Annotated in this window: 22 protein-coding genes and 1 tRNA gene; 6 read left to right on the top strand and 17 right to left on the bottom strand. The window is 72.2% G+C overall.

Translation table 11 applies throughout. From position 1 onward, the window contains the following. Nucleotides 1-39: 39 nt before the first annotated feature. From L3K22_RS10820 to L3K22_RS10805, 4 genes are all read right to left on the bottom strand, one after another. The gene (locus tag L3K22_RS10820; protein WP_263311400.1) at nucleotides 40-693 is read right to left on the bottom strand and encodes a hypothetical protein; all 654 of its coding nucleotides are present in this window, start codon (nucleotides 691-693) and stop codon (nucleotides 40-42) included. 7 nt (nucleotides 694-700) lie between these two features. Then, entirely contained in the window at nucleotides 701-1,567 is an 867-nt protein-coding gene (locus L3K22_RS10815) for a carbohydrate ABC transporter permease (protein WP_263311399.1), read from the bottom strand. Nucleotides 1,568-1,640: 73 nt separating this feature from the next. Beyond that, a complete protein-coding gene (locus L3K22_RS10810; protein ID WP_263311398.1) occupies nucleotides 1,641-2,591 on the bottom strand; it encodes a carbohydrate ABC transporter permease in 951 nt (316 codons plus the stop codon). A 69-nt stretch (nucleotides 2,592-2,660) separates the two neighbouring features. Then, entirely contained in the window at nucleotides 2,661-3,932 is a 1,272-nt protein-coding gene (locus L3K22_RS10805; RefSeq protein ID WP_263311397.1) for an extracellular solute-binding protein, read from the bottom strand. A gap of 534 nt (nucleotides 3,933-4,466) precedes the next feature. Between L3K22_RS10805 and L3K22_RS10800 the strand changes: the two genes are divergently transcribed. From L3K22_RS10800 to L3K22_RS10785, 4 genes are all read left to right on the top strand, one after another. Then, complete coding sequence (locus L3K22_RS10800) at nucleotides 4,467-5,630, top strand: Gfo/Idh/MocA family protein (protein ID WP_263311396.1); 1,164 nt, start codon at nucleotides 4,467-4,469, stop codon at nucleotides 5,628-5,630. Between the two features lie 5 nt (nucleotides 5,631-5,635). After that, a complete protein-coding gene (locus L3K22_RS10795) occupies nucleotides 5,636-6,982 on the top strand; it encodes a DUF993 family protein (RefSeq protein ID WP_263311395.1) in 1,347 nt (448 codons plus the stop codon). Then, nucleotides 6,979-7,860 carry a sugar phosphate isomerase/epimerase family protein gene (locus L3K22_RS10790; protein WP_263311394.1) on the top strand — a complete coding sequence of 294 codons (882 nt, stop codon included), beginning with the start codon at nucleotides 6,979-6,981 and terminating at the stop codon, nucleotides 7,858-7,860. The genes L3K22_RS10795 and L3K22_RS10790 overlap by 4 nt, the downstream gene beginning before the upstream one ends. 325 nt (nucleotides 7,861-8,185) lie before the next feature. Continuing rightward, entirely contained in the window at nucleotides 8,186-9,421 is a 1,236-nt protein-coding gene (locus L3K22_RS10785; protein WP_263311393.1) for a multidrug effflux MFS transporter, read from the top strand. Nucleotides 9,422-9,532: 111 nt separating this feature from the next. Here the strand turns inward: L3K22_RS10785 and L3K22_RS10780 are convergent, their stop codons facing one another. The 6 genes from L3K22_RS10780 to L3K22_RS10755 form a co-directional block, all read right to left on the bottom strand. Then, nucleotides 9,533-10,645 carry a LacI family DNA-binding transcriptional regulator gene (locus tag L3K22_RS10780; RefSeq protein ID WP_263311392.1) on the bottom strand — a complete coding sequence of 371 codons (1,113 nt, stop codon included), beginning with the start codon at nucleotides 10,643-10,645 and terminating at the stop codon, nucleotides 9,533-9,535. Between the two features lie 223 nt (nucleotides 10,646-10,868). Continuing rightward, nucleotides 10,869-11,861 (bottom strand): hydroxyacid dehydrogenase, encoded by a 993-nt coding sequence (locus tag L3K22_RS10775; RefSeq protein WP_263311391.1) that lies wholly within the window; start codon nucleotides 11,859-11,861, stop codon nucleotides 10,869-10,871. Then, nucleotides 11,858-12,640 (bottom strand): sugar phosphate isomerase/epimerase family protein, encoded by a 783-nt coding sequence (locus tag L3K22_RS10770; RefSeq protein WP_263311390.1) that lies wholly within the window; start codon nucleotides 12,638-12,640, stop codon nucleotides 11,858-11,860. The genes L3K22_RS10775 and L3K22_RS10770 overlap by 4 nt, the downstream gene beginning before the upstream one ends. A 154-nt stretch (nucleotides 12,641-12,794) precedes the next feature. Further along, on the bottom strand, nucleotides 12,795-13,244 hold the full coding sequence (locus tag L3K22_RS10765; protein WP_263311389.1) for a YciI family protein: 450 nt from the start codon (nucleotides 13,242-13,244) through the stop codon (nucleotides 12,795-12,797). A 187-nt stretch (nucleotides 13,245-13,431) separates the two neighbouring features. Next, nucleotides 13,432-14,166, bottom strand: a complete 735-nt coding sequence (locus L3K22_RS10760) for a CE1759 family FMN reductase (RefSeq protein WP_263311388.1) — start codon at nucleotides 14,164-14,166, stop codon at nucleotides 13,432-13,434. Nucleotides 14,167-14,345: 179 nt separating this feature from the next. Further along, nucleotides 14,346-15,503, bottom strand: a complete 1,158-nt coding sequence (locus tag L3K22_RS10755; RefSeq protein ID WP_263311387.1) for an LLM class flavin-dependent oxidoreductase — start codon at nucleotides 15,501-15,503, stop codon at nucleotides 14,346-14,348. A gap of 218 nt (nucleotides 15,504-15,721) precedes the next feature. Between L3K22_RS10755 and L3K22_RS10750 the strand changes: the two genes are divergently transcribed. Continuing rightward, on the top strand, nucleotides 15,722-17,761 hold the full coding sequence (locus L3K22_RS10750) for a S9 family peptidase (protein ID WP_263311386.1): 2,040 nt from the start codon (nucleotides 15,722-15,724) through the stop codon (nucleotides 17,759-17,761). Nucleotides 17,762-17,798: 37 nt separating this feature from the next. Here the strand turns inward: L3K22_RS10750 and L3K22_RS10745 are convergent, their stop codons facing one another. The 4 genes from L3K22_RS10745 to L3K22_RS10730 all read right to left on the bottom strand — a co-directional run bounded on the left by L3K22_RS10745 (nucleotide 17,799) and on the right by L3K22_RS10730 (nucleotide 20,942). After that, on the bottom strand, nucleotides 17,799-18,752 hold the full coding sequence (locus tag L3K22_RS10745; protein ID WP_263311385.1) for a MetQ/NlpA family ABC transporter substrate-binding protein: 954 nt from the start codon (nucleotides 18,750-18,752) through the stop codon (nucleotides 17,799-17,801). A 128-nt stretch (nucleotides 18,753-18,880) separates the two neighbouring features. Continuing rightward, nucleotides 18,881-19,558, bottom strand: a complete 678-nt coding sequence (locus tag L3K22_RS10740) for a methionine ABC transporter permease (protein WP_263311384.1) — start codon at nucleotides 19,556-19,558, stop codon at nucleotides 18,881-18,883. Then, a complete protein-coding gene (locus L3K22_RS10735; RefSeq protein ID WP_263311383.1) occupies nucleotides 19,555-20,286 on the bottom strand; it encodes a methionine ABC transporter ATP-binding protein in 732 nt (243 codons plus the stop codon). Before L3K22_RS10735 ends, L3K22_RS10740 begins: the two co-directional genes overlap by 4 nt. A gap of 107 nt (nucleotides 20,287-20,393) precedes the next feature. Beyond that, the gene (locus L3K22_RS10730) at nucleotides 20,394-20,942 is read right to left on the bottom strand and encodes an OsmC family protein (RefSeq protein WP_263311382.1); all 549 of its coding nucleotides are present in this window, start codon (nucleotides 20,940-20,942) and stop codon (nucleotides 20,394-20,396) included. A 92-nt stretch (nucleotides 20,943-21,034) separates the two neighbouring features. On the opposite strand from L3K22_RS10730, the gene L3K22_RS10725 reads away from it, so the two are divergent. Next, nucleotides 21,035-22,099, top strand: a complete 1,065-nt coding sequence (locus tag L3K22_RS10725; protein ID WP_263311381.1) for an Rv2578c family radical SAM protein — start codon at nucleotides 21,035-21,037, stop codon at nucleotides 22,097-22,099. A gap of 125 nt (nucleotides 22,100-22,224) precedes the next feature. Here the strand turns inward: L3K22_RS10725 and L3K22_RS10720 are convergent, their stop codons facing one another. The 3 genes from L3K22_RS10720 to L3K22_RS10710 all read right to left on the bottom strand — a co-directional run bounded on the left by L3K22_RS10720 (nucleotide 22,225) and on the right by L3K22_RS10710 (nucleotide 25,381). Beyond that, nucleotides 22,225-23,700, bottom strand: a complete 1,476-nt coding sequence (locus L3K22_RS10720; protein WP_263311380.1) for a hypothetical protein — start codon at nucleotides 23,698-23,700, stop codon at nucleotides 22,225-22,227. 74 nt (nucleotides 23,701-23,774) lie between these two features. Then, the gene (locus tag L3K22_RS10715) at nucleotides 23,775-24,791 is read right to left on the bottom strand and encodes a neutral zinc metallopeptidase (protein WP_263311379.1); all 1,017 of its coding nucleotides are present in this window, start codon (nucleotides 24,789-24,791) and stop codon (nucleotides 23,775-23,777) included. 505 nt (nucleotides 24,792-25,296) lie between these two features. Then, nucleotides 25,297-25,381: transfer RNA gene (locus L3K22_RS10710), tRNA-Ser, on the bottom strand. Nucleotides 25,382-25,601 lie beyond the last annotated feature (220 nt).

Genomic DNA, 25,601 nt, shown 5'->3' with positions numbered 1-25,601 from the left:
GGCGACTGGGGCGCGCACCGCACGCCGCAGCGACGGCGGTCAGACGAGGAGCGCGTCGACCCGTCCCCAGAAGCGGGCCACCAGGAACGGCGTGAGGCTGAACCCGATCGCGATAGTCAGCGGGGCCAGCACCCACAGCGGGCAGACCGCCACGATGACTGCCGGGACGAGCAGGGCCTGCAGCGGCTTGCGGGTCATCAGGACGAGGGCGCGACCGGCGATCTCGCGTCGGCCGGCCGCCGGGTCGGAGCCCGCGGCGAGGACGACGTAGGCGCTGAGGAAGGAGGCCACCAGCCAGGTCGGCGGCACCGCGAGCCCGGCGAGGAACACACGCACACCGCCGCTCGCGAGCTCGGACAGGATCAGCGCGTCACCCGCCGCGACGGCCAGCAGCGCCCACACCGCGAGCGAGACGATCCAGTCCCTGCGCAGCAGCGCGACGCCTGAGCGCAGCGTCTCGCGGAAGGCCCGATCGGCATGGCAGCGGAGATCCGTGGTGGTCCTCGTGGCCGCCGTCAGCGCCGGGATCAGGCCGACGACGGTCAGGGCGAGCAGGATCGCCGCCCAGTTCGTCGCGACGAAGGCCGCCGGGGTCGCGAGGAAGCGGACGAGAGGACTCGGGTACTCCGCCCCGATCCGAGCCGAGGCAGGGCGATCGGCCCCGGCACGGAGCGCCGGAGCCGATCGGGTCATGGCCGGGTCACTTGATGCCGGAGCTGACGAAGCCATTGACGAAGTACCTCTGGAAGATGGCGAACAGGATGATCATGGGCACCGCAGCGACCGTCGTGCCGGCCATGAGCAGATGGAAGTCCGTGCCGGCCTCCTGCCGGAAGACGGACAGGCCCAGCTGGATGACGCGCAGCTCCTCCGAGGCCGTCACCAGCAGCGGCCACAGGAAGTTGTTCCACCCCTGCTCGAAGCTGAGCAGCGCCACGGTGAGCAGTCCGGGCTTGACCAGCGGGGTGACGATCCTGGCGAAGATCCCGAACTCACCCACCCCGTCGATCCGCGCCGCCTCGATCAGCTCGGTCGGCGTGGACACGTAGAACTGGCGCAGCAGGAAGATGTTGAAGGCGCTGATCGCTCCGGGGACGATCAGGCCCCACCAGGTGTCGACCCAGCCGCTGCCGCCCTGGCCGAGAATGCTGTTGCCGCCGAACAGGGGCATGAACCGCACCATGAGGAACTGCGGGATGACGGTGGCGTAGAACGGGATCATCATCGAGGCGAGGATGCCTCCGAAGATCCAGGGAGCGGCGCGGAAGCGCATCTTCGCGAGCGCGTAGCCGCAGGCGGCGCCGACCGTGACCGAGGCGAGGGTCTGCCCGAGGGCGAGGATCAGGCTGTTGCGGGCATAGATCGCGAAGGGCGCCTGCTGCATCGCCTCGACGTAGTTGCCCCACTCCCAGGTCTCCGGGAGAAGGCCCATCTCGCTGCTCGCGAGCTCCTCGGGGGAGCGGACAGAGGTGAGGAACATCCAGATGAACGGAGCGGCCATCAGGAGCGACACGATCGCCAGGGCGACGGTCGTGATGATCTCGCCGGTCCGTCGGCGGCTGCGCATGCTCCGCCGCGGAGGACGAGCGGGCCCCGCTGCCGAGGGCTGGGGTGCGCTCGGCGGTGTGGTGACGGCGGTGTCAGTCATTGTCGGTCCCTCCGACGAGCTTGCGGGAGATGATCGTGAGCACCACGAGGATCAGCAGCAGCACCACGGACTGCGCGGTGGCCAGGCCCATGCGGAACTGCTGGAAGGCGGTCTGGTAGATCTCGTAGGTGACGACGGTGGTGGAGTTGGCCGGGCCGCCCGAGGTCAGGTTGTAGACCAGGTCGAACACCTGGAAGTTCGCGATGATCGAGGTGACCAGGACGAAGAACGTCGCGGGCTTCAGCATCGGCACCGTGATGCGGAAGAACTTCTGCACCGGCCCGGCGCCGTCGATCTCCGCGGCCTCGTACATCTCCTGGGAGATGCCTTGCAGGGAGGCCAGGTAGATGAGCATCTTCAGGCCGATGCCCTGCCAGATGGTCACGACGATCACGGCGGGCAGAGCGAGGTCCGCCTCGGTCAGCCAGTCCAGCGGGCCGATGCCGAAGACCGACAGCGCCATGTTCGCCAGGCCGTTGCCGGTCGGGGCGTAGATCCACAGCCAGATCATCGCGACCGCCACGGTCGCGGTGACGTGGGGCAGGAACACCAGCGTCCGGAACAGGCCCTCCCCGCGCAGGCCGCGGTTCAGCAGCACGGCGAGCACGAGCGCGATCAGCATCGAGATCGGGATCCCGATCACGGCCATGATCAGGTTGTTGAGGATGCCCTTCCAGAAGATCGTGTCGCCCAGCAGCTCGATGTAGTTGCTGACCCCGATGAACGAGGGGCGCTCGATCATGTCGTAGTCGGTGAAGCTGAGCACGAAGGCCGCGAGGACCGGGATGCCGGTCCACACCAGGATGTGCAGCGCCGCGGGTGCGGCGAGCAGCAGGCCCCAGCGGGACTCGGAGCGGCGCGGGCCCGAGCGGCCCGGCTGCTTCGGCGGTCGTGTCGGTGTCGATTCCGTCGTGGTGGACGGCGGTGTCCGAGTGAGGGTCATGGGGTCTCCGATTCGTGGGGGCGGCGGCGAGGAGGGTCCGTCCGCGTGATGTCGGCGTCGTGCGCGGGGTCAGATGCGCTGGAGTGCTTCCTCGGTCATCCGCTTGAGCTCGGCGATGGTCTCGGCGGGGCTCTGCGCCCTGGTGACCGCGGCCTCGACCTGGGGGCCCACCTGATCGCGGATCTCCATCCAGGCCGGGCTGCCGCCTTCCGCGGCGCCTGCATAGTCGAGGTTCTCGAGCGTGTAGCTGGTGAAGCGGTTGGCTCCGACGACGTCGTCGTCCGGGAGCTCGGTCACGCCGGGGGCACGGCCGCCGTGGCGCGAGGCGGCGATGAGGGATTCCGGCGTGAGCGCGTGGTGGAGGAACTCCTGGGTGACCTCCGGCTTGTTCGTCGTCCCGGACATGCTGATGAGCGTGCCTCCGAGGAACATGACCGGATCCATGCCGGCGTCGCCGGGGAGCAGGAACAGGCCCATGTTCTCCTCGTTGACCAGCTCGGGGGTCTGCTCCGAGAGGGTGGGCCACACCGAGTTGTTCAGCAGCTCCATCGCCACCCGCTCCTGCTGGATCGGGCGGGGCTGGCCCTGGGCCCAGCGCAGACCGAACTGGGTGGATCCGTCCTCGATGAGCGTGATCAGGTACTCGATCGCCGCCTCTCCGGTGCCGTCGTCGAAGGCGACCTGGGTGCCGTCCTCGGAGAACAGGGATCCGCCGTACGCCGCCATCAGGTGGATCCAGGTCTGGCGGATGTTGTTGGAGAACAGGTCGAAGGGGACGAGGTCCCCGCCCTGCAGCTCCTTGCCCATCTCGCGCAGCTCCTCGAGGGAGGTGGGCAGCTGGTCCTCGGAGATCCCGCGCTCCTCGAGCGGTGCGCGGCGGTAGGCGAGGAAGCGTCCCTCCATCTGGAAGGGGAGCGCGAACAGCTTCCCGTCGAAGCGGCAGGCGTCCAGCAGTCGCTCGTGCACGGCGAGGTCGTCCAGGACGTCCTCCGGCAGCTCGCCGAAGATCCCCTTCTCGGCGAACGGCGGGGTCCAGCCCACGCCCGACATGATCACGTCGGGCACGAGTCCGCCGGCGAAGGCCGTGGAGAGCTTCTCGTTCAGGCGGTCCCAGGGGATGTAGTCGACGCTCATCTCCAGGTCGGGGTGGCTCCCGAGGAAGGGCCCGGCGATGGTCTGCTCGAGGGCGACCTTGCCCTCGGCGTCCTCGAAGAGGGGTGTGATGAGCGAGAGCTCGTTGCGCTCCGCGGCGCCGATCCCGCTGAATCCGCAGGCGCTGAGCGCCGCGGCGACTCCGGTGGCGCCGCCGGCGGCGAGCAGTCCTCGTCGGGAGAGTGGCATGGTGCAACCTTCCTCGGAGCATCCATTGCTCCGTGCTGGGCCGGTGGGAGGCGGCGGGAGCAGATCGATCCTGCGGCCCCACGTCGTCGTGCGAAGCCGGCAGGCTCGGGCCGAGCACTGCTCCGTCGCGGTGGGTCTCGTTCCCTGTGTGGGGGGCGGCCCGGCCGGCGCCGTCCCGAAATCGTCGGGTAAGTGCTTTCCTATTCGCCCCTGCAAAGAACGGACACGAGTTGCCGCCAGTTGCCTGCGCTGAGGGGTTCACGTGCGTCGGGCCAGCAAGGTTGCATCGTTGCAGGTCGAGACTCCGGGAATGTCACCGATGGTTCGTGCGGACCTCCGCCGCTGGCGTTCCGTGACATGCAACGGCCGCCTCGTCCTGTCGCTCCCGGCGAGGAGGCGGCGGGCGGCGGGGTGGACGCAGGTGTGCGCTTGCCTGGCCGCACGCCTCCGTGGTCTAATCGATGAGAACGGAAAGCGGTTACCACCGCGGCGGGCCGCGACTGCGGCCCTGTGACCTCGAAGGAGAGCAGCCACATGGCAGAACGCAGGATCGGCATCATCGTCAACGGCGCGACCGGGCGCATGGGCTACCGCCAGCACCTGGTCCGCTCCCTCCTCGCGATCCGCGACCAGGGCGGCGTCGAGCTCGAGGGCGGCGACCGGCTCATGCCGGACCTGCTGCTCGTCGGCCGCAACGAGGAGAAGCTGCGCACGATCGCCGAGCGCCACGGCCTGAAGAACTGGACCACCGACGTCGACGAGGCGCTCGCGAACCCGGACTACGAGGTCTACTTCGATGCGCTGGTGACGAACCTGCGCGTGGCGAACCTCAAGAAGGCGATCTCCGCCGGCAAGGCGATCTACACCGAGAAGCCCACCGCCGAATCCTTCGAGGACGCCCTCGAGCTCGCCCGCCTGGCCAAGGCGGCCGGCGTCGTCAACGGCGTCGTCCACGACAAGCTCTATCTCCCCGGCCTGCTCAAGCTGCGCCGCCTGATCGACTCCGGCTTCTTCGGCGAGATCCTCTCCGTGCGCGGCGAGTTCGGCTACTGGGTCTACGAAGGTGACTGGCAGACCGCCCAGCGCCCCTCCTGGAACTACCGCTCCGAGGACGGCGGCGGCATCGTCGCGGACATGTTCCCGCACTGGAACTACGTCATCGAGGAGCTCTTCGGCCGCATCGAGGATGTCTACGCCCAGACCGCCACCCACATCGGCACGCGCTGGGACGAGAAGGGCCAGGAGTACACCGCCACCGCCGACGACGCCGCCTACGGCGTCTTCCGCCTCGAAGGCGGCACCGTCGTGCAGATGAACTCCAGCTGGGACGTGCGCGTCCACCGCGACGAGCTCGTCGAGTTCCAGGTCGACGGCACCAAGGGCTCCGCCGTCGTCGGGCTCCACGGCGCGCACATCCAGCCGCGCGAGGCGACCCCGAAGCCCGTGTGGAACCCCGACGTCAAGGATCCCCACAACTACTACGACGACTGGATCGAGGTCCCCGACAACGCCGGGCCCGACGGCTTCGACAACGGCTTCAAGGTGCAGTGGGAGGACTTCCTCGCCAGCTACGCCGAGGGCCGCGCGTACCCCTACGACTTCCTCTCCGGCGCCCGCGGCGTGCGCCTGGCCGAGACTGGTCTCGCCAGCTCCGCCGAGGGCCGCCGCATCTCCCTCGACCCGCTGACGGAGGTGTGAGCGCCATGAACGACCTGCAGCTGGCCCTCCTCGACGAGGACGGCGCCCTGCGCCGCATCCCGCTCGCCGAGACCCCCGCCTTCGCTCGCCCCACCGCGCCGCTGCGCTCCCGCGTCGTGTACGCGGCGGTGCACGTGGTCCCGCTGGTCCACGGCGACAACACCCCCGGCGCCCCGGCGCAGATCGACTGGGACGCGACCCTCGCCTTCCGCCGCACCATGTGGTCGCGCGGGCTCGGCGTGGCCGACGCGATGGACACCGCCCAGCGCGGCATGGGCCTGGACCCCGCCGCGACCCGCGAGCTCATCGCCCGCACCGCCGACGCCGCCCGTGCCGCGCTCGAGGACCCCGAGATCGCCGCCGTGTTCCCCGCGGGCGCGACGGTGAGCGACCTCGTCGTCGCCGGGGTCAGCACCGATCAGCGCGCCGAGCAGGACCTCAGCCTCGACGAGATCGTCGAGGCCTACGTCGAGCAGCTCCGCGCCACCGAGCAGGCCGGCGCCGGCGCCGTGCTCATGGCCTCCCGCCACCTCGCCCGCACCGCGCGCTCCGCCGCGGACTACGAGGACGTCTACCGCCGCGTCCTCGCCGAGGCGACCGCCCCGGTGGTCCTGCACTGGCTCGGCACCGTCTTCGACCCGCAGCTCGCCGGCTACTTCGGCAGCGACGACCCCGCTGCCGGCGCCGACACGCTCCTGCGCATCATCGAGGCCGATCCCTCCCGCATCCGCGGCGTGAAGATGAGCCTGCTGGACGACGCCGCCGAGATCGCCGTGCGCGAGCGTCTCCCCGAGGGCGTGCGCATGCTCACCGGCGACGACTTCCACTTCTCCCACCTCATCGTCGGCGACGGCACCGTGACGACCGCGGCCGACGAGCAGCAGGTGCGCGGGGAGTACTCCGACGCGCTGCTCGGCGCCTTCGCCGCGACCGCTCCCGCCGCCTCCGCCGCCGTGCAGGCGCTGGATCGCGGCGACGTGGACGAGGCGCGGCGCATCCTGGACGCCGCCGAGCAGCTGGGGCGGCACGTCTTCTCCGCCCCGACCTACCACTACAAGACCGGAGTCGCGTTCCTGGCCTGGCTGAACGGCCACCAGCAGGCGTTCACCATGGTGGGCGGCATGCACTCCGCCCGCAGCCTCCCGCACCTCTCGCGCACCGTCGAGCTCGCCGCCACCACCGGCAACCTCGAGGACCCGGCGCTCGCCGCCGAGCGCTGGCACGGGATGCTGCGACTGGCCGGCTACGAGATCGACTCCGCCACCGACAGCGCGGCGGACTCGGGCGGGGCGACCGCCGCGAGCGAGGACGCCGCCGCATCGCGGACCGCACGGACGGGAGACGCCGCATGACCACACAGGCCAGCTCGACCGCCATCGACGCCGAGGCTGCCGCCACGGTGCCACGGCTGTCCCTGAACCGCTGGACCTTCCGCACCACGCCGGTGCAGGAGTTCCTCGAGGCGACGACCTCCCGCGGCATCGAAGCCGTCGGCCTTTGGCGTCAGGACGTCGAGGAGGTGGGGTTGGACGCGCTGCGCCGCCGCGTGGACGATGCCGGGCTGCGTGTCAGCTCCCTGTGCCGCGGCGGGTTCCTCACCGCCTCCGCCGAGGCGGACCGTGCCGCGGCGCTCGCCGACAACCGACGGGCCATCGACGAGACGGCCGCGCTCGGCGCCCCCACCCTGGTCATGGTCGTCGGCGGCGTGGACCGTGCCGACAAGGACATCGTCGGCGCCCGGTCCCGGGTCACGGAGGCGATCGCCGAGCTGGCCCCCTACGCCCAGCAGCGCGGCGTGAGCCTCTCTCTCGAGCCGATGCACCCGATGTTCGCCGCCGACCGGGCGGTGCTCTCCACCATCGATCAGGCCCTCGACATCGCCGAGGCCTCCGGCAGCTCCGCCGTCGGCGTCGTCGTGGACACCTACCACGTGTGGTGGGACCCGTACCTCGAGCGCGCCATCCAGCGCGCCGCGGCGTCGGACCGTCTGCTCGCCTACCAGGTGTGCGACTGGAACCTGCCGCTCGCCGCCGAGCCGCTGCACTCCCGCGGCTACATGGGCGACGGCTTCATCGACTTCCCGGCGATCACCCGCATGATCGCCGCGGCCGGCTACACCGGCGACATTGAGGTGGAGATCTTCAACGAGGACGTCTGGGCGACCCCCGCCGAGGAGTCCGCACGGATCATCGCCGAGCGGTACCAGGAGCTCGTGCTGCCGTACGCGTGAGGCAGTGCTTGTCCGGGGCGCCTGGAACCGGGCCACCGGGAACCGGGGTGGCCGGGCCGTGTCCTGGACGGGCGCTGGGCAGCACGATCTGGCGATATTGCCACGTCGTGCGGCTATGCGCCCGTGCAGGACCGGATGACTCCGGAGCGCAGCGTCGGCGCGCCGACGGCGGGGGGAGGGGCTGGCAGGAGCGGGCAGGTGCACGACCAGGTGCGCGGGCCCTTGTCGCCGCCGGGGTGCCCTGCCAGGGCCTGGCTCGCGGGACCAGGGGGTGGTGGACTCGATCCGTCCCCATCGCCTGCGCGAGGAAAGGTCCCCGCCTGCCGTGACCGCCACCCGTCCCGCCCCGTCGGTGCCTGCTGTGTCCCAGGCCCTGCCCTGGATCCTGCTGCTGCTGACGGTCTTCGGGCCCATCTCGATGGATCTCTACCTGCCGGCGCTGCCCGCGCTGACCCGGGGGCTCGAGGCCACCACCTCGATCGCCCAGCTCACCGTGACCGCCTGCCTGCTGGGCCTCGCCGCCGGGCAGCTGCTCGCCGGTCCCGTCTCCGATCAGCACGGACGTCGCCGCATTCTGCTGATCGGAGTCGCCGCCTATGTGCTCACCTCGACCCTGTGCGCGCTGAGCCCCAGCATCGAGGTGCTGGTCGCGGCCCGCTTCGTACAGGGCCTCGCCGGCGGCGTCGGCATCGTCATCGCCCAGGCCGCAGGGCGCGACATCTTCGACGGTCGCGAGCTGATCCGGTTCTACGGCCGCCTCGCGGTCGCCGGTCCCACCGCCGCGATCGTCGGCCCGATGGTCGGCGGGCTGCTGAACACGTTCATGGACTGGCGCGGCCTGTTCGGGTTCCTCGCCCTCGTCGGCCTCGTCCTGCTGCTGATGTCCGCGACGCTGTTCACCGAGACGCTCCCGCCCGAGCGGCGCACCGCGGGCGGGCTGCGCCGCACCGGCTCCGCGCCGCGGATCCTCGTCGCGGACCGGGTGTTCGTCGGCGCCGTGCTCACGCAGGGCTTCGTCTTCGCGGCGATTTTCTCGTATCTCGCGGGCTCCACCTTCGTGCTCCAGGAGATCTACGGCTTGTCCCCGCAGTGGTACGCGGCGGCGTTCGCGCTGAACTCCGCGGGCGGGGTGCTCTTCGGCTGGCTCGGCGGCCGCACCGCCGGGCGGTGGAACGTGCACGGCGCGCTGTTCCTCGGGATCGGACTGACGGGCGCCGGATGCATGGGCCTGCTCCTGGCCGGGGTGGTGCCGATGCCGCTCGCCGTGGTGATCGCCTCGCTGTTCCTGCTCGCCTCCGGAGCCCAGTTCGCCTCCCCGGCGGGGACCACACTCGCACTGGAGGAGTACCCACAGATGGCCGGGACCGCCAGCTCGATCCTGGGCACCGCCCGCTACGGCTTCGGGAGCCTCGCGGCCCCGTTCGTCGGGATCGCGGGCTCGCAGAGCATCCTGCCGCTGGGCGTGATCACCACCGGCGCCGCGGTGCTCGCCGCGGCGGCCGCGCTGCTGACGCTGCGCCGTCGCGTCCCCGAGGCCGAGGGCCACGCCTCGACTGCCTGACGTCGGCGGTGCTTCCCGTCGGCTTATTCGTGGCGTGTGCCGGGCGGGCGGGAGCGAACTTCGGGGCCGAGGACCGGGGGCGGTGCCCGGAGGCGGTCTCGTGTCTCGCGGTCAGCGGGGTGCGATCTTCGTCGATTCGCGCAGCGCCACATCCCCGCGCACCCGCACCTCGCGCACCGGGTCGGCCGCGCCCTCGGCCGATGGCTCCTCGTCGGAGCCGCTCGCGGCCTCCGCCCCGTCCCCCGACCGGTGCGCGGGGGCGACGCCCTCGAGCGCCCACGCCGTCGCCTGTGCGGCCATCTCCGACAGCGGCAGCGCGATCGTGGTCAGCGAGGGATTCGCGTCCGCCGCGGCGGTGACCCCGCCGAAGCCGGCGACCGCGACCTGGCCGGGCACGTCCAGGCCGCGACGGCGCAGCTCGCCGAGCGCGCCGAGGGCCATCACGTCGGCCGGCGCGAACAGGCACAGCGGGCCCTGGCCGGTGCCGACGGCTCCCTCGAGATGCTCCTGGACGCGGGCGGCGAGCTCGAGCCCGCCGTCGCGGGTGAGGTCCGCGGCGATGCTCAGCTCGGGCTCGATCCCCGCCTCCGTCAGCGCGGCGATGAAGCCGCTGGTGCGGGAGCCGGCCGAGGGGATCCCGGCGATGCCCTCGACCACGGCGAAGCGCCGATGACCCTCGACGACCAGGGCGGTGGCGAGCTCGTGGGAGTCCGCGGCGTCGTCGGAGATGATCGTGCGGCCCACGCCGAGGGACTGGCCCAGGCCCACGACCTTCCCGCCGTTGCGCTCGAAGCCCTGCAGCAGCGTGCTGATCGCGGTGTCGTCCTCGGTGCCGTAGCGGTGCGTGCCGACCAGCACGAGCGCGTCGACCTGCTGGGCTATCAGGGAGCGCAGCGCCCGCACCTCGGTGTCGATCCGGCGATCGGTCTGCGTGAGCAGCACCTGGGACTGCGAGGCGAACAGCTGCTGCTGGATCTCGCCCGCGATGGTCGCGAAGTACGGATCGGCGAGGTCGTGCACGACCAGGCCGATCAGCCCCGAGCGGGAGCGGGCCAGGGCCTGGGCCTGGGCGTTGGGGACGTAGCCGAGGCGGTCCGCGGAGGCGCGCACCCGTTCGGCGACCTCCTTGCCGGGCACGCGGGTCGAGCCGTTGAGGACGCGGGAGGCGGTGGCGAGCGAGACGCCCGCATCCTGGGCGACGTCGCTGAGGCGCACGGCGGGCATCGGGGGCTCCTTCGTGGTGAGGCGGTCCTCCCGTCGGCGATCGTCCGGGCGGTGCGCACCGGAGCGGTCCGACGGGTCCGACGGGTGGGTCCGGCAGGGCTGCCAGGGAGGGTCGACGAGTGGGGTGGGAAACGCTGTCCCGGGAGGGCCAGCATAACGAGGCGATCACGGCCGCGAGGCCGGCACGGCAGGTCGGGGAACGTGATCCCGGTCGGGATGCGGGTCAGGCCATGGAGTCCCGGCGGCTCCCGTCCACGGGATAGCGCGGCGGCTCCCCGGCGGAGAGGCGTCGCAGCTCCTCGAGCGCGGCCTCGCCCATGCGGTGCAGCTCGTTGCCCTGGGAGCCCGCGATGTGCGGGGTGAGCTGCGCGAGCTCCGCCTCCCACAGCGGGTCGTCGTCGGCGAGGTCGTCGTGCACGTCCAGGACCGCGCTGAGCCGTCCCGAGAGCACCTCGTCCCGCAGCGCGTCGATGTCCACCAGCGCGGGCCGGGCGGTGTTGAGGAAGGTGGTGCCCTCGCGCATCAGGCCGAGCAGCTCGCGGGTGACCATGCCCTGCGTCGAGGGCACGCCCGGGGCGTGCAGGCTCACCACGTCGCTGCGGGCGTAGAGCTCCTCCGGCTCGGCCTTCCTCGCGCCGAGCTCCGCGATCCGCTCGGCGCTCGCGAAGGGGTCGGTGATCAGCACCTCGAGGTCGAAGCGGCGCAGGTGCTCGGCCACCAGCGTTCCGATCCGGGAGGCGCCGATCAGGCCGACCACCCCGCCGTGGTTACCGATCCCGGGATCGGCCGCCGTGGCCGTGCCGACGGTGCGCTCGCGCCGGTAGCGGGCCTGCTGGGCGAGGGTCCGCTTCCCGGCGAGCAGGATCTGGGCGAGCGCGTACTCGGCGACCGGGACGGCGTTCGCCTCGGTCGCGGAGGTCACCACGATGTCGCCCCTGTCCCACACGGCGTCGGTGACGACGGAGCGCACGGTGCCGGCCGTGTGCACGATGGCGCGCAGGCGCGGCATCCGCGCGAGCGCCGCGGCGTCGACGGCGGGAGAGCCCCAACCGGTGACCAGCACCTCCACCTCGGCGAGCTCCTCGCCCGGCGCGGCGGCGAGGTCGGGGACGGTGCGGGAGACGTCGATGCCGGTGATCTCCGCGAGACGCTCCCGCTGAGCGGGGGAGAACATCCTGTCCTGCAGACCCTCGGGCATCGCCAGCCGGGTCCTCATCGCGCGAGCTCCTCTCCGGCGGTGATCAGGGTGCGCAGGGTGTCCGCCTCGCGGGGCAGCAGCGCGGGGTCGTCGCCCGGCACGAACTCCAGCATCGCATCGCGGTCCGCACCGTTCGCGGCGAGGACCGCGAAGGCCGGCTCCCACAGGTCCGAGCGCTCGGCGAGCGGCAGGCGCTCGTGGCCCGGCCACCAGGAGAAGACGTGGATCGTGGAGGTGCGGGGCAGCGCTCGGCGCAGCGTGTCCAGCGCCGGCTCGACGGGCATGTCCTGATGGGGCTGCCAGTAGGTGAGCACGTTCGCCCGTCCCACCTCGTCCAGCAGGCGCAGGGTCGAGCCGATCTCGTCAGTGAGGGTGCCGCCGTGGAACTCGAGCCCGAGCTCCAGGCCGTGGGCGGCGACGCGGTCGGCGAGCTCCCGGATCCGGCCGACGGTGACGGCGCGGTCCTCGGCGGAGGTCTCCGCCGAGCCGGTGCGGGTCGCCCACACCCGGATCCGCGGGGCGCCGAGCGCGCGGGCCGCGGCGATCACCGCCCCGCCCGCGGCGTGCACCTCCTCGTCGGAGCCGACGAACGTGAGATAGGAGCCGTAGGAGGTGACCGCGAGGCCCGCCTCCTCGGTGACGGTGCGGGCGTGGGTGGCCGCGTCGAGGTCGCCGGGCGGGACGTGCGCGTCCCCGGCCCACTCGATGCCCTCGAGTCCGGCGGAGGCGGCGTGGCGCACCACCTCCTCGACCGGCAGGGAGCGGAAGGTGACGGAGCACAGGCCCGGGCGGATCATGGCGATCCCTCCGATCTCGACGAGACGGGAAAGCGGTTGCTATCAGGCTATCGCAGTTCCGCGAAGTGCCCGACGGGTCACCTGTGGGGTCCGGTCCGACGCGGCCGGAAGGCAGGCGCCCGACGGGTCGGAACCGAGGGGCCGGCCGCCCGGATCAGCCCTCGCGCTGCGCCCGCTCGGCCTCGTCCTGCCGCCAGACCTTCTCCTTGGCGAGGTACTCGTTGTCCTCCGAGACGAGCTCCGCGATCTCCTCGTCGCCGTGGATCCGGCGCACCTCGAGCTTCATGCCGGGGCCGAGCGGGCAGCGCTCCGCCCACTGCCGGGCCTCATCGCGCGAGGCGACCTGGAGGATCCAGAACCCGTTGAACAGGGACTCCGTCGGCCCGTAGGGCTCCTCGGAGAGGGTGGGCGGGGTGGAGGAGAAGTCGAGCACGAAGTTCTCCTCCGCGCCCGCGTCGGTGAGTCCCTCGCCGCCTGCGAGCACTCCCGCATCGTGCATCGCCTCGTTGTAGGTGCCCATCTGGTTGACGACCTCCTCGAAGTCCACCTCGGCGCTCGCGGCGAGGGCGGCATCGGTCGCGCGCATGATCAGCATGTACTTCATCGGGGCTCCTCCCGGTGGGGTTCGCGGCGATCCGCGGGCCGTCTGCGCTCAGCGTAGGGCCGCCTCGATCTGGGCACGCGGCGAACGGGCGGATCAGGTCAGCCGAAGCCCGTCGCCTCACCGCCGGCGAGACGCAGACCGGCCCGGGGCCGTGACGGTCCCGGGCCGGTCGAGGTGCCGTGCCGGATCAGCGGCGGGGCAGCAGGTCGCCCATCGGCACGAAGTCGGCGAACTCGGGGTCCAGGGCGGGGCGTGCGGGAGCGGCGTCGGCCGACGCGTCCTCGACGGCCTGCGTCTCGGCGGAGCCGTCGGCCGCAGCGCCGTCGGCCACGAACCTGGCGGCCGGGAGCGCCGTCCCGCCACTGGTCCGCAGCATCGTCGCGAGCTCGTCCGCCGCGCGACGCACCCGCGCCGCGAGGGGCTGCTCGTCGGCCTGGCCCTCGGTGTCCGCGCCGAAGTCCGCCGAGGCCGCGAACACGGAGGTCGGCACGAGATCCGCCTTCAGGTAGCCGAACATCGGGCGGACCGCGTAGTCGATCGCGAGGGAGTGGCGGGCGGTGCCGGCGGTCGCGCCGAGCAGCACCGGCTTGTCCTTCCACAGCTCGATGTCCAGCGCGTCGAAGAACGTCTTGAACAGCCCGGCCGGTCCCGCGTTGAAGATCGGGGTGACCGCGATGACGGCGTCGGCCGCACGGACCTTCTCCCTCGCCGTCGAGAGGCGCTCGCTGGGGAAGCGGGTCAGCAGCGCATCGGTGAGGTCGTGCGCGTACTCCCGCAGCTCGACGGTGGTCACCTCGACCGCGGAGCCGTCGGCCCCGAGCGCGGCCGACGCCTCACGGGTCAGCTGGTCGGCGAGCATGCGCGTGGAGCTCGGAGTGGACAGCCCTGCGGACAGGGCGAGCAGGCGGAACGTGTCGGTCATGGGGAGTCCTCTCGGGGAGCGCCGGGCGGCGGGGGGCATGGGGCGGAGCGTGGCGGGAGCTTTTGCGCCCGGGAGGACCGATGGCGGGCCGAGCATCGGTCCTCCGGGCAGCAAAAGCTGCGTGGACGGCGGCCCGGGGTCGACCGCAGGGGTCGTCGGGCCCGGATGGCCGCGCCCGGTCAGCGGCGGGCGTCCTCGGCGCGCAGGCCGGTCCAGTTGTCGCCGGTCTCGAACTTGTAGCTGTCGTCGAAGGCGCCTCGCTCGGCCTCGGCGGCGGCGACCCGGGCGGCGTGGGTGGGCGCCTCGGGGACGTCGGCGGGCTTGCGGGCCTCGAGCTCGCGGCGCAGCACGGGGACGACCTCGGTGCCCAGCAGCTCGATCTGCTCCAGGACCGTCTTCTGCGGCAGGCCCGCGTGGTCCAGGAGGAACATCTGGCGCTGGTAGTCGCCGACGTGGTCGGCCATGGTCAGGTAGCGCTCCACGACCTGCTCGGGGGAGCCGACGGTCAGCGGGGTCTGCGCGGTGAAATCCTCCATCGAGGGGCCGCCGCCGTAGACGGGGGCGTTGTCGAAGTAGGGGCGGAACTCGTTCCACGCGTCCTGGGAGTTCTTGCGCATGAACGCCTGGCCGCCGAGGCCCACGTAGGCCTGGTGCGCCTTGCCGTGGCCGTAGTGCTCGTAGCGCTCGCGGTACAGCTGCACCATCTGCTTGGTGTGGCTCATGGGCCAGAAGATGTTGTTGTGCAGGAAGCCGTCGCCGTAGTACGCGGCCTGCTCGGCGATCTGCGGGGAGCGGATCGAGCCGTGCCACACGAAGGGCGCGACGCCGTCCAGCGGGCGCGGGGTGGAGGTGAACTGCTGCAGCGGGGTGCGGAACTGGCCCTCCCAGTTCACGACGTCCTCGGTCCACAGTCGGCGCAGCAGGTCGTAGTTCTCGATCGCGATCTCGATGCCCTTGCGGATGTCCTGCCCGAACCAGGGGTAGACCGGGCCGGTGTTGCCGCGGCCCATCACGAGGTCCATGCGGCCGCCGGTGAGGTGCTGCAGCATCGCGTAGTCCTCGGCGATCTTCACCGGGTCGTTGGTGGTGATTAGTGTGGTCGCGGTGGAGAGGATGATCTTCTCGGTCTGCGCGCCGAGGTAGGCGAGGGTGGTGGTGGGGGAGGAGGTGACGAAGGGCGGGTTGTGGTGCTCGCCGATCGCGAAGACGTCCAGGCCCACCTGCTCGGCGAGCCTGCCCATCTCGATCATGTTCCTCAGGCGCTCGTTCTCGGTGGGCACCTTCCCGGTCATGGGATCGGGGGTGATGTCGGCGATGGTGAAGATTCCGAACTGCATGGCAGGCTCCTTGAGGTGCGTCGCGGGCATCCGGGAGGGCAGTGGCGAGGTTCCGCCGGACCCGCCGAGAAGATGCTGCAAATTTAAACTATCTCGGACGAGCTGGCAAGGACGGGGTGATCCCGGTCGCCTCGGAGCGGGCCCTGTGGACCCCGGCGAGCCCGCGGTCTGCGCGTCAGTGCCCACCGGACGACGGGCAGGTGCGAGGATGGCGAGCCATGACCTCCACGAGCATCGAGACCCTGCTGGACGCGACCCGACTGGCCGCCCTCGAGACCACCGAGGGAGGCAGGATCGTGGCGAAGGTCTCCGGCCTAGACCAGAAGGGCACCTCCTATCGCGGCTCCCTGGTCGAGATCGACGGGGACCGCCTGCTCCCGCTCACCCGCGGAAGCGCCTCCGTCGGCGCCGTGGCCCTCGCCGAGGACGGCACCACCTACTTCACCGCGAAGCGCGCGGGCGAGGACGGCGAGGAGTCCGAGGACCCGCAGCTCTGGGCGCTGCCCGCCCGCGGCGAGGCGCGCGAGCTCGCGAACCGTCCTGGCGGATTCGGCGGCCTCGTCGTCGCCGGACGCCACCTGGTCACCGAGCTCGAGATCCACTCCCAGGCGGCCGACGAGGCCGAGCACGCCGAGCTCACCGCGACGCGGAAGAAGGCCAAGGTCAGCGCCGCCTTCCACACCGGCTTCCCGACCCGCTACTGGGATCACGACCTCGGCCCCACCCGCCCGGTCCTCGCCATCGCCGCCCTGCCCGAGGACCTCGCCGACGCCGAACGCACCGCCGCGCCCTCGGCCGACGGGGCCGACGCGGACGAGGACGCCCCCACCCAGGTCCTCCACTTCCGCCACGTCACCATGCCGCCCGGACGCCTCGAGGCCTGGACCGCGGACCGCACCGGTGAGCAGGCCCTCGTCGCCATGGCCGACTCCCGCGACGACCGCCTCGCCGTCACCGACCTCTACCTCCTCGACCTCGTCGGTGCCCAGCCACCGCGACTGCTGCGGGAGGGCTCGAACGAGATCGAGTACGGCCCCGGCGAGTTCAGCCCCTCCGGCGACCTGGTCCTCATCGGCCGCCACCGCCACTGGACGCAGGCCGCCTCGCTCCACGCAGGTGTCGAGCTGCTCGACCTCGCCACCGGCGAGTCCGCTCCCGTCTGGCCCGAGCTGGACCACTGGGTCGACCCCGTCTGGCTGGACGAGAACACCCTGGTCGCCACCTCCGACGACACCGGTCGCGGCTCCGTCTGGATCGGTGACGTCAGCGACGCCGCGCCGCGCCGCCTCGCCGGCGGCCCCGGCCAGGACCTCGCCTTCTCCGGTCTCTCCATCGCCGGCGGCGAGATCATCGCGTCCGCCTCCGGCATCAGGGTCGCCCCGCACCCGGTGCGGATCGACCGCGGCAGCGGCGCCGTCGAGGAGCTGCCGAACCCGGCCGACGCCCTCGTCCAGTCGGGCACGCTCACCGAGGTCACCGCGCAGGCCGAGGACGGCACGGCGCTGCGCGCCTGGCTGCGCGTGCCCGACGGCAAGGGGCCGTACCCGCTGGTCGTCTTCGCCCACGGCGGCCCCTGGGGCTCCTGGAACGCCTGGACCTACCGCTGGAACCCCGGCCCCTTCGTCGATGCCGGCTACGCGGTGCTGCTGCCGGACCCCGCGATCTCCACCGGCTACGGCCAGTCCATGATCGACCGCGGCCAGCACGAGCTCGGCGGCGCCCCGTTCACCGACATCATGGCGCTCACCGACCGGGCGATCGCGCGCGAGGACATCGACGAGGCCCGCACGGCCTTCGCCGGCGGCTCGTACGGCGGATACATGGCCAACTGGGTCGCCGGGCACACCGGCGACCGGTTCCGCTGCATCGTCACCCACGCCTCGCTGTGGGACACCGAGTCCATGGGCCGCACCACCGACAACGCCGCCTGGCACCGGCCGATGCTCGCCCAGAACGCGCGCTTCAACCCGCGCGACTTCGTGGGCGAGATCGTGGCGCCGATGCTCGTCATCCACGGCGACAAGGACTACCGCGTCCCGATCGCGCAGGGTCACGCCCTCTGGCACGACCTGCACGAGTACTCCGCCACCCCGCGCGACGCGCAGGGCCGCAGTCTCCACCGCTACCTCTACTTCCCCGACGAGGGGCACTGGATCCAGGGGCGCGGCAACGCGCAGGTCTGGTACGAGACCTTCCTCGGCTTCCTCGATACGCACGTGCGCGGGACGGCCTGGGAGCGCCCGGCGACGCTGGGCTGAGAGGCGTGATGACGACGAGCCTGATCCCCGGCACCGGTCAGAACGAGGGGATCAGCGTGGCGCTGTGCTCGTCCTCGAGGAAGGTGCGCACCGCATCGGAGGTCATCGCCCGCTGCAGCGCCTGGATCTTCGCGGAGTCCCTGTTGTCCTCGCGGGCGACGAGCGAGATCGCGAAGCGCTGGTCCACCGTCTCCTCGAGCAGCAGGGCGTCGGCCGGGGTCAGGCCCACCTTCGAGATGTAGGTGGGGTAGTTGTAGACGAGCGCGATCCCGTCCTCGTCATAGGCGGAGGCGAGGTTCAGCAGGTCCACCTGCACGAACTCGAGCGCGAGGGGGTTGTCGACGATGTCGGCGACCCTCCCCTCGAAGCCGGCGTCCTCCGGGAGGGAGAGCAGGCCGTGCTCGTGCAGGATCGCGAGCGCGCGCCCCTCGTTGGAGACGTCGTTCGGGATCGCGACCTTCGCGCCCTCGGGGATCTCCTCGGTGCTCGTGTACGCCTTGGAGTAGTAGCCGACCTTCGCGTCGTAGATCGCGGCGAGCTTCACCAGCTCCGTGCCGTTCTCCTCGTTGAAGGTGGTCATGTACGGCTCGTGCTGGGCGAAGTTCGCATCGACCTCTCCGTCGGCAAGCAGCCGGTTGTACTGCACGTTGTCGCTGACCTGCACGAGCTCGACGGTGTAGCCCTCCTCCGTGGCGACGGTCGCGGCGGTGGTGACCACGTCGGTCATCGGCGGGAGGTGCGAGGCGACCTTGATCAGGGTGTCGCCGCCGCCGTCGGACGCGCCGCCCTGACCGGAGTCGGAGCCGCCGCCGACTCCGCAGGCCGCGAGGCCCAGCGCCGCGCCACCGGCGAGGGCCGACAGGCCGACGGCGCGGCGGGTCGGCAGGCCGCCGGACGGGCGGACGGCGCTGCGAGAGAAGGGGGAGGGGCTGCCGACGGGCCGGGGCGCCTCGGCACGGCGGGAGGGGGAGCGGCGAGCGGAGGGAGCCACGGGATGTCTCGTTCCTGGAGGTGGGGGTCGGGGGAGGTGAGGCCGGGGCCTGCGGGACTGCGGGCTGCTCGGCTGTCGGGCACGAGCGCTGCGGTCGTCGGGCGGACCCGTCGGCCGGAGGGGCGCGGTCAGCGCCCCCGTTGGTCCAGGGCTCGGGAGAGCAGCGTCCCTGCGCCCTGGATGATCATCACCGCCACGATCATCAGCACGATCGTGGCGTACATGAGGTCGTACTCGTAGGTCTGGTAGCCGTAGCGGATCGCGAAATCGCCCACTCCGCCGCCGCCCACGACGCCCATGATCGTGGAGTAGCTGACCATCGAGATCGTCACCGTGGTCAGGCTCAGCACCAGACCGGAGCGCGCCTCGGAGTACAGGAAGCGGGTCACCAGCTGCAGCGGGCTCGCACCGAGGGAGCGGGCGAGCTCCACGGTCTGCTCGGGCACGTCCAGCAGGGTCTGCTCCGAGAAGCGGGCGTAGAGCGCGGCGGCGACGAAGGCGAGCGGCACGGAGGCGGCGGTGGTGCCGAAGGAGGTCCCCACCAGCCAGCGGGTGAAGGGGATCAGCGCGACCACGAACAGCAGGAAGGGCACCGAGCGCACCACGTTGACGTAGACGTTCAGCGCCGTGTGCAGCCAGCGCCGCTCGTACGGGCCGTCGGGGCGGGCCAGGTACAGCATCGTCCCCAGCGGCAGGCCGACGAGCACCGCCGCGAGCAGCGAGTTGCCGATCATGTACCCGGTCTCGACGATCGAGGTGATGATCTCGCCCCGGTACTCGGAGAGGCGCGCGAGCAGGTCGTTCATGCGAGGAACTCCGCGGCGCGCTCCGCGTAGCTGCCGGTGCGCTCGCGCGGTGGCGGGGGAGTGATGTCGGTGAGCGCGGCGATCCGGCCCCGCTCGAGCACGACGGCCCGCTCGCAGGAGCTCTTCACGGTCTCCAGCTCGTGGCTGACCAGCACGATCGTGGTGGAGAGCTCGTCGCGCACCGCGCGCAGCACGTCCATCACCTCGCCCGTGTGGCCGGAGTCGAGGGCCGAGGTCGGCTCGTCGCAGAGCAGGATCCGCGGCTGGGTCACGAGGGCCCGCGCGATGGCGACACGCTGCTTCTCGCCGCCGGAGAGGCGTGCGGGATGCGTGTCCCGGTGGCCGGTCATCCGCACGAACTCGAGCATCTGCATCGCCCGCTCGCGGCCGCGCCGGCCCTGCATGTGCAGCGGGAGGGCGACGTTCCCGAGGACGGTCGAGTTCGCGAGCAGGTTGAACTGCTGGAACACCATGCCGATGTCCCGCCGCCGCTCGCGCTGCGCGCGGGCCGACAGGGCGCCCTGGTCCTCGCCGTCGACCAGGACGGTGCCGGAGGTGGGCGCCTCGAGATGGTTGATCAGCCGCAGCAGGGTGGACTTGCCGGAGCCGGATTCGCCCACCACTCCGACCATCTCGTTCTCCGCGATCGTCAGGTCGATGCTGTACAGCGCGGTCACGGTGGTGCGGCCCTGGGTGAAGGTCTTGCTGACCTGGCGGAACTCGATCATCGGCTCTCGGGGGAGGGGGCCCGTGAGCGGGCTCGACATGGAGAGCGCCCGACGGGAAAGGTGAATCAAGCCTATCCAGCCGGCGGGTCAGCGCGTTATGCGGTGCGTCACGGAACCCTCGTCACCGAGACGTCCCCGCCGCCGGCGAGCAGCTTCGAGACCGGGCAGCGGGCATGCGCCGCCTCGATCAGTGCCTGCGCCTCCTCGGCGGGCAGTTCGTCGATCCCGATCTCCGCGCGCGGCGCGAAGCGGTAGCCGCCGGCGGGATCGCGCAGCAGGTCCACCTCGACGCTCACCCGGCTCGCCACCCGGTGCCCGTGCTCGCGCAGCACCACCTTCAGCGTCTCGCCGAGACAGGTGGACCAGGAGGCCGCCAGCAGCTGCTCGGGGTCGAACCCGGCCGCCTCGGCCGACGGGCCGCCCGTCGGCAGCGTGATCGCGCCGTCCGGGCCGGCCGCGGTCGCGGCGAGCTCGACGGCTCCGGCGCCCTCGATGACCACCTCTCCCGCAGTGCCGCCGCGGTTGCGCACGTGTGCGGTGTACAGCGCCTCCTCGGCGGCGCTCGGTGCGGGCGGAGCGGGCGGTGCCTGCGCGGCGTGCGGCGCGGGGCCGTCGGCCGTGGGCGCTCCGTTCTGCGGGGTGGGATCGGTCGCCATCGTCCCAGGCTAGTCCCGCGGGGAGGGGCGGCGGGTGGTCGCGGTGCGCGTCGGCCTTGACTGCAGTTCGAACGCATGTTCGACTATCGGGCATGCGGTGGAGCGGACAGGAGATCGGCCCGGGGCCGGAGCGGCAGGCGGGTGCGCCCGCGCTGCTGGGCCTGTCGGGCCTGGTGCGCAGCGTGACCACGCCCGAGTTCCAGGGCGTCACCTTCCACGAGGTCACCGCGAAGTCCGCGCTGAACCGCGTTCCCGCCGCCAGCTCGATGCCCTTCGAGTGGACGGTGAACCCGTATCGCGGCTGCTCCCACGCCTGCGTGTACTGCTTCGCGCGCAGCACCCACCGCTATCTCGACCTCGACGCGGGCGCCGACTTCGACCAGCAGGTGATCGTGAAGGTCAACGTCGCCGAGGTGCTGCGGGCCGAGCTCGCCCGTCGCTCCTGGAACGGGGACCTCGTCGCGCTCGGCACCAACACCGACCCCTACCAGCGCGCCGAGGGCCGCTACCGGCTCATGCCCGGGATCATCGACGCGCTCGCCGAGTCGCGCACGCCGCTGTCGATCCTCACCAAGGGCACCCTGCTGCGCCGTGACCTGCCGCAGCTCGAGCAGGCCGCCCGGCGCGTCCCCGTGGACCTCTCGATGTCGATCGCCGTGTTCGACGACGCGCTGCAGAAGGCCGTCGAGCCCGGCACCCCCACCACCGCGGCCCGGCTCGCGACCGTGCGCGCCGCGGCCGACGCCGGCTTCGCCGTCACCGTCTTCCTGATGCCGATCATGCCCTGGCTGACCGACTCGGACGCGCAGCTCGACGACGCGCTCGCCCGGATCGCCGAGGCGGGCGCCTCTCGCGTCGTGTTCGGGGCGCTGCATCTGCGGCCGGGGGCGAAGGAGTGGTTCCTCGAGTGGATCCAGCGCGAGCACCCGCACCTGGCCACCGGGTACCGCCGCTTCTACGGCAGCTCCTCCTACGCCCCGGCGAGCTACCGCGCCCAGCTGGCCCGGCGCATGCGGCCCCTGCTGCGGCGGCACGGCCTGGACGCGCGGGAGGACGAGGACCAGCCGGAGCAGCGTCGCCTCGCCTGGGGGTCCGCGCGTCGGCCCACCTCGCCGCCGTCCGCCCTCGACCCGATGCCGCAGCCGGCCCTGTTCTGACGGAGGCGACCGTCTCGGCGCGCCTCGGCAACTCTCCCCGCTCCGCACTCGGCCCCGAAGCCCCGGCCCGCACTGTGCACGGCCACGGATCCTGCGCCGCAGCGGCGGCGCGCCGGCCGGTCGACTCAGGCGACGGCGTCGGGCGCGGCGGACCAGGTGTCGCAGCTGCGCAGCACGCCCTCGCTGTTCTTCCCCTGCCCCACCCACACCGCACGGGCCTCGGGGCTCGGCTCCCCGGCGGTCGCGGGCGCGGCCTGTGCATCGACCGAGGTCACGAAGCCCTCCACCCTGCCGGCGGGACGGATCCCCTCGGGCATCCGGTAGACGGCCGCGGAGGCGAGGCACGAGACCTGCAGGTCGTACCGGCGCTGGGACTCCTCGGCGCGCTCCGGCTCCTCGGCCAGGGAGATCAGCAGCATCCCGAAGTAGTCGTCCAGCGAGACGGCGCTCATCGCGAACAGCGCGTAGGAGTAGGAGAGGTGCCACATGTACAGCTGCGGCACCTCCTCCGCGGCGGTATTCGAGAAGCCGGGATCCCACGCCGCGGGCCAGTACAGGGTGTTGTCGGCCTGGCACACCACGGGCGTCGCCTCGGAGAAGCGCGCCGGATCACAGGCCGAGTCCTCGGGGAGCGCATCGATGGTGTAGACGACGACGTCGGGACCGGTGAACTCGACCCCGACCGCGCCGAGCGCCTCGCCCCAGCTGGACTCGAGGCAGGCGGCCCCGATCTCGAGATAGCCGGTCAGCTCCTCCGGTGCGAGTGCGCCGCCGTCGGCCGGCGGCAGCTCGCAGTCGGTGGGGGCCTGCAGCGTCGCCTTTTGCAGCGGGTTCTCGACGAGGACCTGCTCGAGGTCGTCGGCGGTGCCGGTGGGCTGCTCTCCCTCCTCGAGCGGCTGCCAGACGCCGGGCTCAGCCTGGGCGGAGCTGCTCGAGGACTCCGCGACGGGGTCGGGGTCGCTGTCGCGGTTGCCGAGCCATACGGCGGTCAGGCCACCGCCCACTCCCAGCAGCAGGAGCATCGCGCAGCCGAAGGCGATCGCCGGCACCAGCAGTCCGCGCCGGCGCGTACCGGTCGCGTCGATGCCCGGCGGGGCGCCGGGCGGGGTGGGGGAGGAGGCCGACGGACTCCCGTCGGCCGGCTGCGCTCCCTGCGAGGGCGACCCCTGCGGCTGCGCGACGGGCGGCGGCGTGCCGGTCGATCGCGCGGCCGACGGCGTGGCGGTCGACGCGGCGGGGTATTCGAAGCGGGGTCGCTGGTCGAAGCGCTGGATCGGGCCGGTGTCGGGCAGGAAGGGTCTGCCGCCGGGGGAGGGGTCGAACAACCCGCCTCCGGGGCGGCGCACCACGGTGTCGTCGTCGGAGTCCGAGAGCGGGACCTCGTGGACCAGCGCGTTTCCGTCGGCCTCCCGGGGTGGTTCCTCGCGCAGCATGGTGTCGTCCTCGGGCAGGTCCTCGCCGGAGCCGACCGGGGCGGCCCGCGCGGCGTCGCCCGGGCGGTGATCGGTCGGGGCCCATTCCGAGGGTGTGCCTCGGATGGTGCCCTCGAGGTCGGGGTCCGCCGGGGAGCCGGTTCCGGCCTCGCCGCGCTGATCGCTCATCGTCCTCCTTCCCTCAGGGCCGGTGGTCGGCGGCTCCTCCGCCGGACGCCCGGCGCCGTGGCCGAGCCGTCCGCTCAGGAGACCGTCTCGGTCTCCGCCGTCCAGGTGTTGCACTTCGCGAGGTCGCCCCCCGAGTCGAAGCCCGCCGAGATCCAGCGCACCCGGTTCTCCGGCGTGATGTCGTTCGGCGGCTCCCCGGCTTCCCAGGCGTCGGGCGAGCCGAGCGCGTCCCGCAGCTCCTGGGTGGGCTGCGCGGCATCGGGGACCTGCATCGAGGCGGCCGAGGCCCAGCAGAGCCACTGCAGGGAGTTGCGGCGCCAGGCGTCGTCGAACGCCTCCTGATCGGTGTCCTCGTACTGGTTGCGCAGCTCGCCCTGGTAGAACACCAGCGTGCTGTTCCAGCCGGCGGCGTTGGAGTACATGTAGGCGAGGTCCCACTGGTAGGCGCCGGGGACGTGCGCCTCGTCCTCGAAGTCCGTCGCGGTGCCGTAGCCCACGGGCCAGTAGATCGTGGAGTCGAGGTTGCACATCCGCGGGAACTCCTCGTCGAAGGTGTCCGCCTCGCAGCTGGAGGACGAGGGGACGTCCGGCCAGGTGTAGACCACCACGTCGGGTGCGGTCCAGGGCAGCCCGCGGTCGGAGCTCGCGACCGACCACACCTGGTTCAGGCAGCCGGAGGCCGCATCGAGCACGGCCTGGAGCTGCTCCTTCGAGGGGGCGGTCGGGGTGGCGGGGAGCTCGCACTCGCCCACGTCCGGCAGGCCGCCCTCGGTGAGGGGGTTGTCCTGCATGACGCCCAGGAGCTCCTCGGGCGTCGCCTCCGGAAACTCGCCCAGGCCCAGCACATGGAACTCCGAGTAGTCCGATGCCTCGGTGGTCTGGGTCTCCTCGGCGGAGGTGGCCTCGGAATCGTTGGGCTCGACCGACTCCGACGTCGCCGTGGGATCGGAGGCGACGGGCTCCGGGCCCCCGCGGTTCAGCGCGAGGAAGGTGATCCCTCCGCCGACCACCAGGATCATCGCGAGGATGCAGCTGGCCGCGACGGCGAGAAGCGCCCACGGCCGCTTCCGCTGCGGGGCGGGAGGCTGCACGCCGGGGCCCTGCCCGTAGCCGGGGCCCTGGGACGGCTGCGACGGCGGCTGCTGCCACTGCGGCGACTGCCACGGGCCCTGGGGCGGGCCGCCCGACGGCGAGGCGGCGGGCTGCTGCGGGCCGGGAGCCGACTGATGCGGAGGCTGGGCCCACGGTGGTGTGTTCTGCGGCTGACCGGCGCCGCCCTGACCGGGGGAGTTCTGCGGCCCGCTCGGATGCCCGGAGCCGTCCTGGGGACCGCCCGACCCCTGTCCGTGCTGGCCGGCCCCGTCTCCCGGGCCGCCCCATCCTGCGTTCGACATCTGGTTCCCCTCGCCTCCGCCGCCGCACTGCCACCGCGCCGCTGGTGTGCAGGATATCCGGGCAAGTCGCCAGGGGAGAGCGTTCCACGAGCGGGGGAAGGGGCAGGGCCGCCGGTGCCCGGGCCGAGCGACCACGGCGGCCGCATATGCCGAAAGACCCCTGCCCGGCGAGCGTACTCGCTGGTCAGGGGTCTTTCTCCGGCGGAGGATGGGGGATTTGAACCCCCGAGGGCGTTAACCCAACACGCGTTCCAGGCGTGCGCCATAGGCCGCTAGGCGAATCCTCCAGCGCTCGTGAAGAGCGATTATCAGAGTACCCGACAGCCCAGGCCTGCGCGAACCGAGCGGGCACAGGTCACATTCGGCTCGTTCGCGACGGCGTCGCGGCGATGGTCAGGTACCGGCGCGTGGTGTGCCGATGCGCCTATAGGGCGGTTTCAGATGATCACTGCATCGGTGGTGATGATCTGGAGGAGCGATGAGCGGTAGGCGCAGGATTGCGACGCA

The sequence above is a fragment of the Brachybacterium atlanticum genome (assembly GCF_025669985.1).
GTDB classification, from domain to species: Bacteria; Actinomycetota; Actinomycetes; order Actinomycetales; family Dermabacteraceae; genus Brachybacterium; species Brachybacterium conglomeratum.
Note: the sequence above shows the minus strand (reverse complement) of the source record. Positions and strands in the feature narration are given on the sequence as shown.

Coding starts and splice junctions, on each gene's coding strand:
- L3K22_RS10795 (WP_263311395.1), top strand. CDS start 5,636: ATGAACGACCTGCAGCTGGCCCTCCTCGACGAGGACGGCGCCCTGCGC.
- L3K22_RS10800 (WP_263311396.1), top strand. CDS start 4,467: ATGGCAGAACGCAGGATCGGCATCATCGTCAACGGCGCGACCGGGCGC.
- L3K22_RS10780 (WP_263311392.1), bottom strand. CDS start 10,645: ATGCCCGCCGTGCGCCTCAGCGACGTCGCCCAGGATGCGGGCGTCTCG.
- L3K22_RS10770 (WP_263311390.1), bottom strand. CDS start 12,640: ATGATCCGCCCGGGCCTGTGCTCCGTCACCTTCCGCTCCCTGCCGGTC.
- L3K22_RS10755 (WP_263311387.1), bottom strand. CDS start 15,503: ATGCAGTTCGGAATCTTCACCATCGCCGACATCACCCCCGATCCCATG.
- L3K22_RS10730 (WP_263311382.1), bottom strand. CDS start 20,942: ATGGCGACCGATCCCACCCCGCAGAACGGAGCGCCCACGGCCGACGGC.
- L3K22_RS10820 (WP_263311400.1), bottom strand. CDS start 693: ATGACCCGATCGGCTCCGGCGCTCCGTGCCGGGGCCGATCGCCCTGCC.
- L3K22_RS10765 (WP_263311389.1), bottom strand. CDS start 13,244: ATGAAGTACATGCTGATCATGCGCGCGACCGATGCCGCCCTCGCCGCG.
- L3K22_RS10720 (WP_263311380.1), bottom strand. CDS start 23,700: ATGAGCGATCAGCGCGGCGAGGCCGGAACCGGCTCCCCGGCGGACCCC.
- L3K22_RS10815 (WP_263311399.1), bottom strand. CDS start 1,567: ATGCGCAGCCGCCGACGGACCGGCGAGATCATCACGACCGTCGCCCTG.
- L3K22_RS10725 (WP_263311381.1), top strand. CDS start 21,035: ATGCGGTGGAGCGGACAGGAGATCGGCCCGGGGCCGGAGCGGCAGGCG.
- L3K22_RS10760 (WP_263311388.1), bottom strand. CDS start 14,166: ATGACCGACACGTTCCGCCTGCTCGCCCTGTCCGCAGGGCTGTCCACT.
- L3K22_RS10735 (WP_263311383.1), bottom strand. CDS start 20,286: ATGATCGAGTTCCGCCAGGTCAGCAAGACCTTCACCCAGGGCCGCACC.
- L3K22_RS10805 (WP_263311397.1), bottom strand. CDS start 3,932: ATGCCACTCTCCCGACGAGGACTGCTCGCCGCCGGCGGCGCCACCGGA.
- L3K22_RS10775 (WP_263311391.1), bottom strand. CDS start 11,861: ATGAGGACCCGGCTGGCGATGCCCGAGGGTCTGCAGGACAGGATGTTC.
- L3K22_RS10810 (WP_263311398.1), bottom strand. CDS start 2,591: ATGACCCTCACTCGGACACCGCCGTCCACCACGACGGAATCGACACCG.
- L3K22_RS10790 (WP_263311394.1), top strand. CDS start 6,979: ATGACCACACAGGCCAGCTCGACCGCCATCGACGCCGAGGCTGCCGCC.
- L3K22_RS10740 (WP_263311384.1), bottom strand. CDS start 19,558: ATGAACGACCTGCTCGCGCGCCTCTCCGAGTACCGGGGCGAGATCATC.
- L3K22_RS10750 (WP_263311386.1), top strand. CDS start 15,722: ATGACCTCCACGAGCATCGAGACCCTGCTGGACGCGACCCGACTGGCC.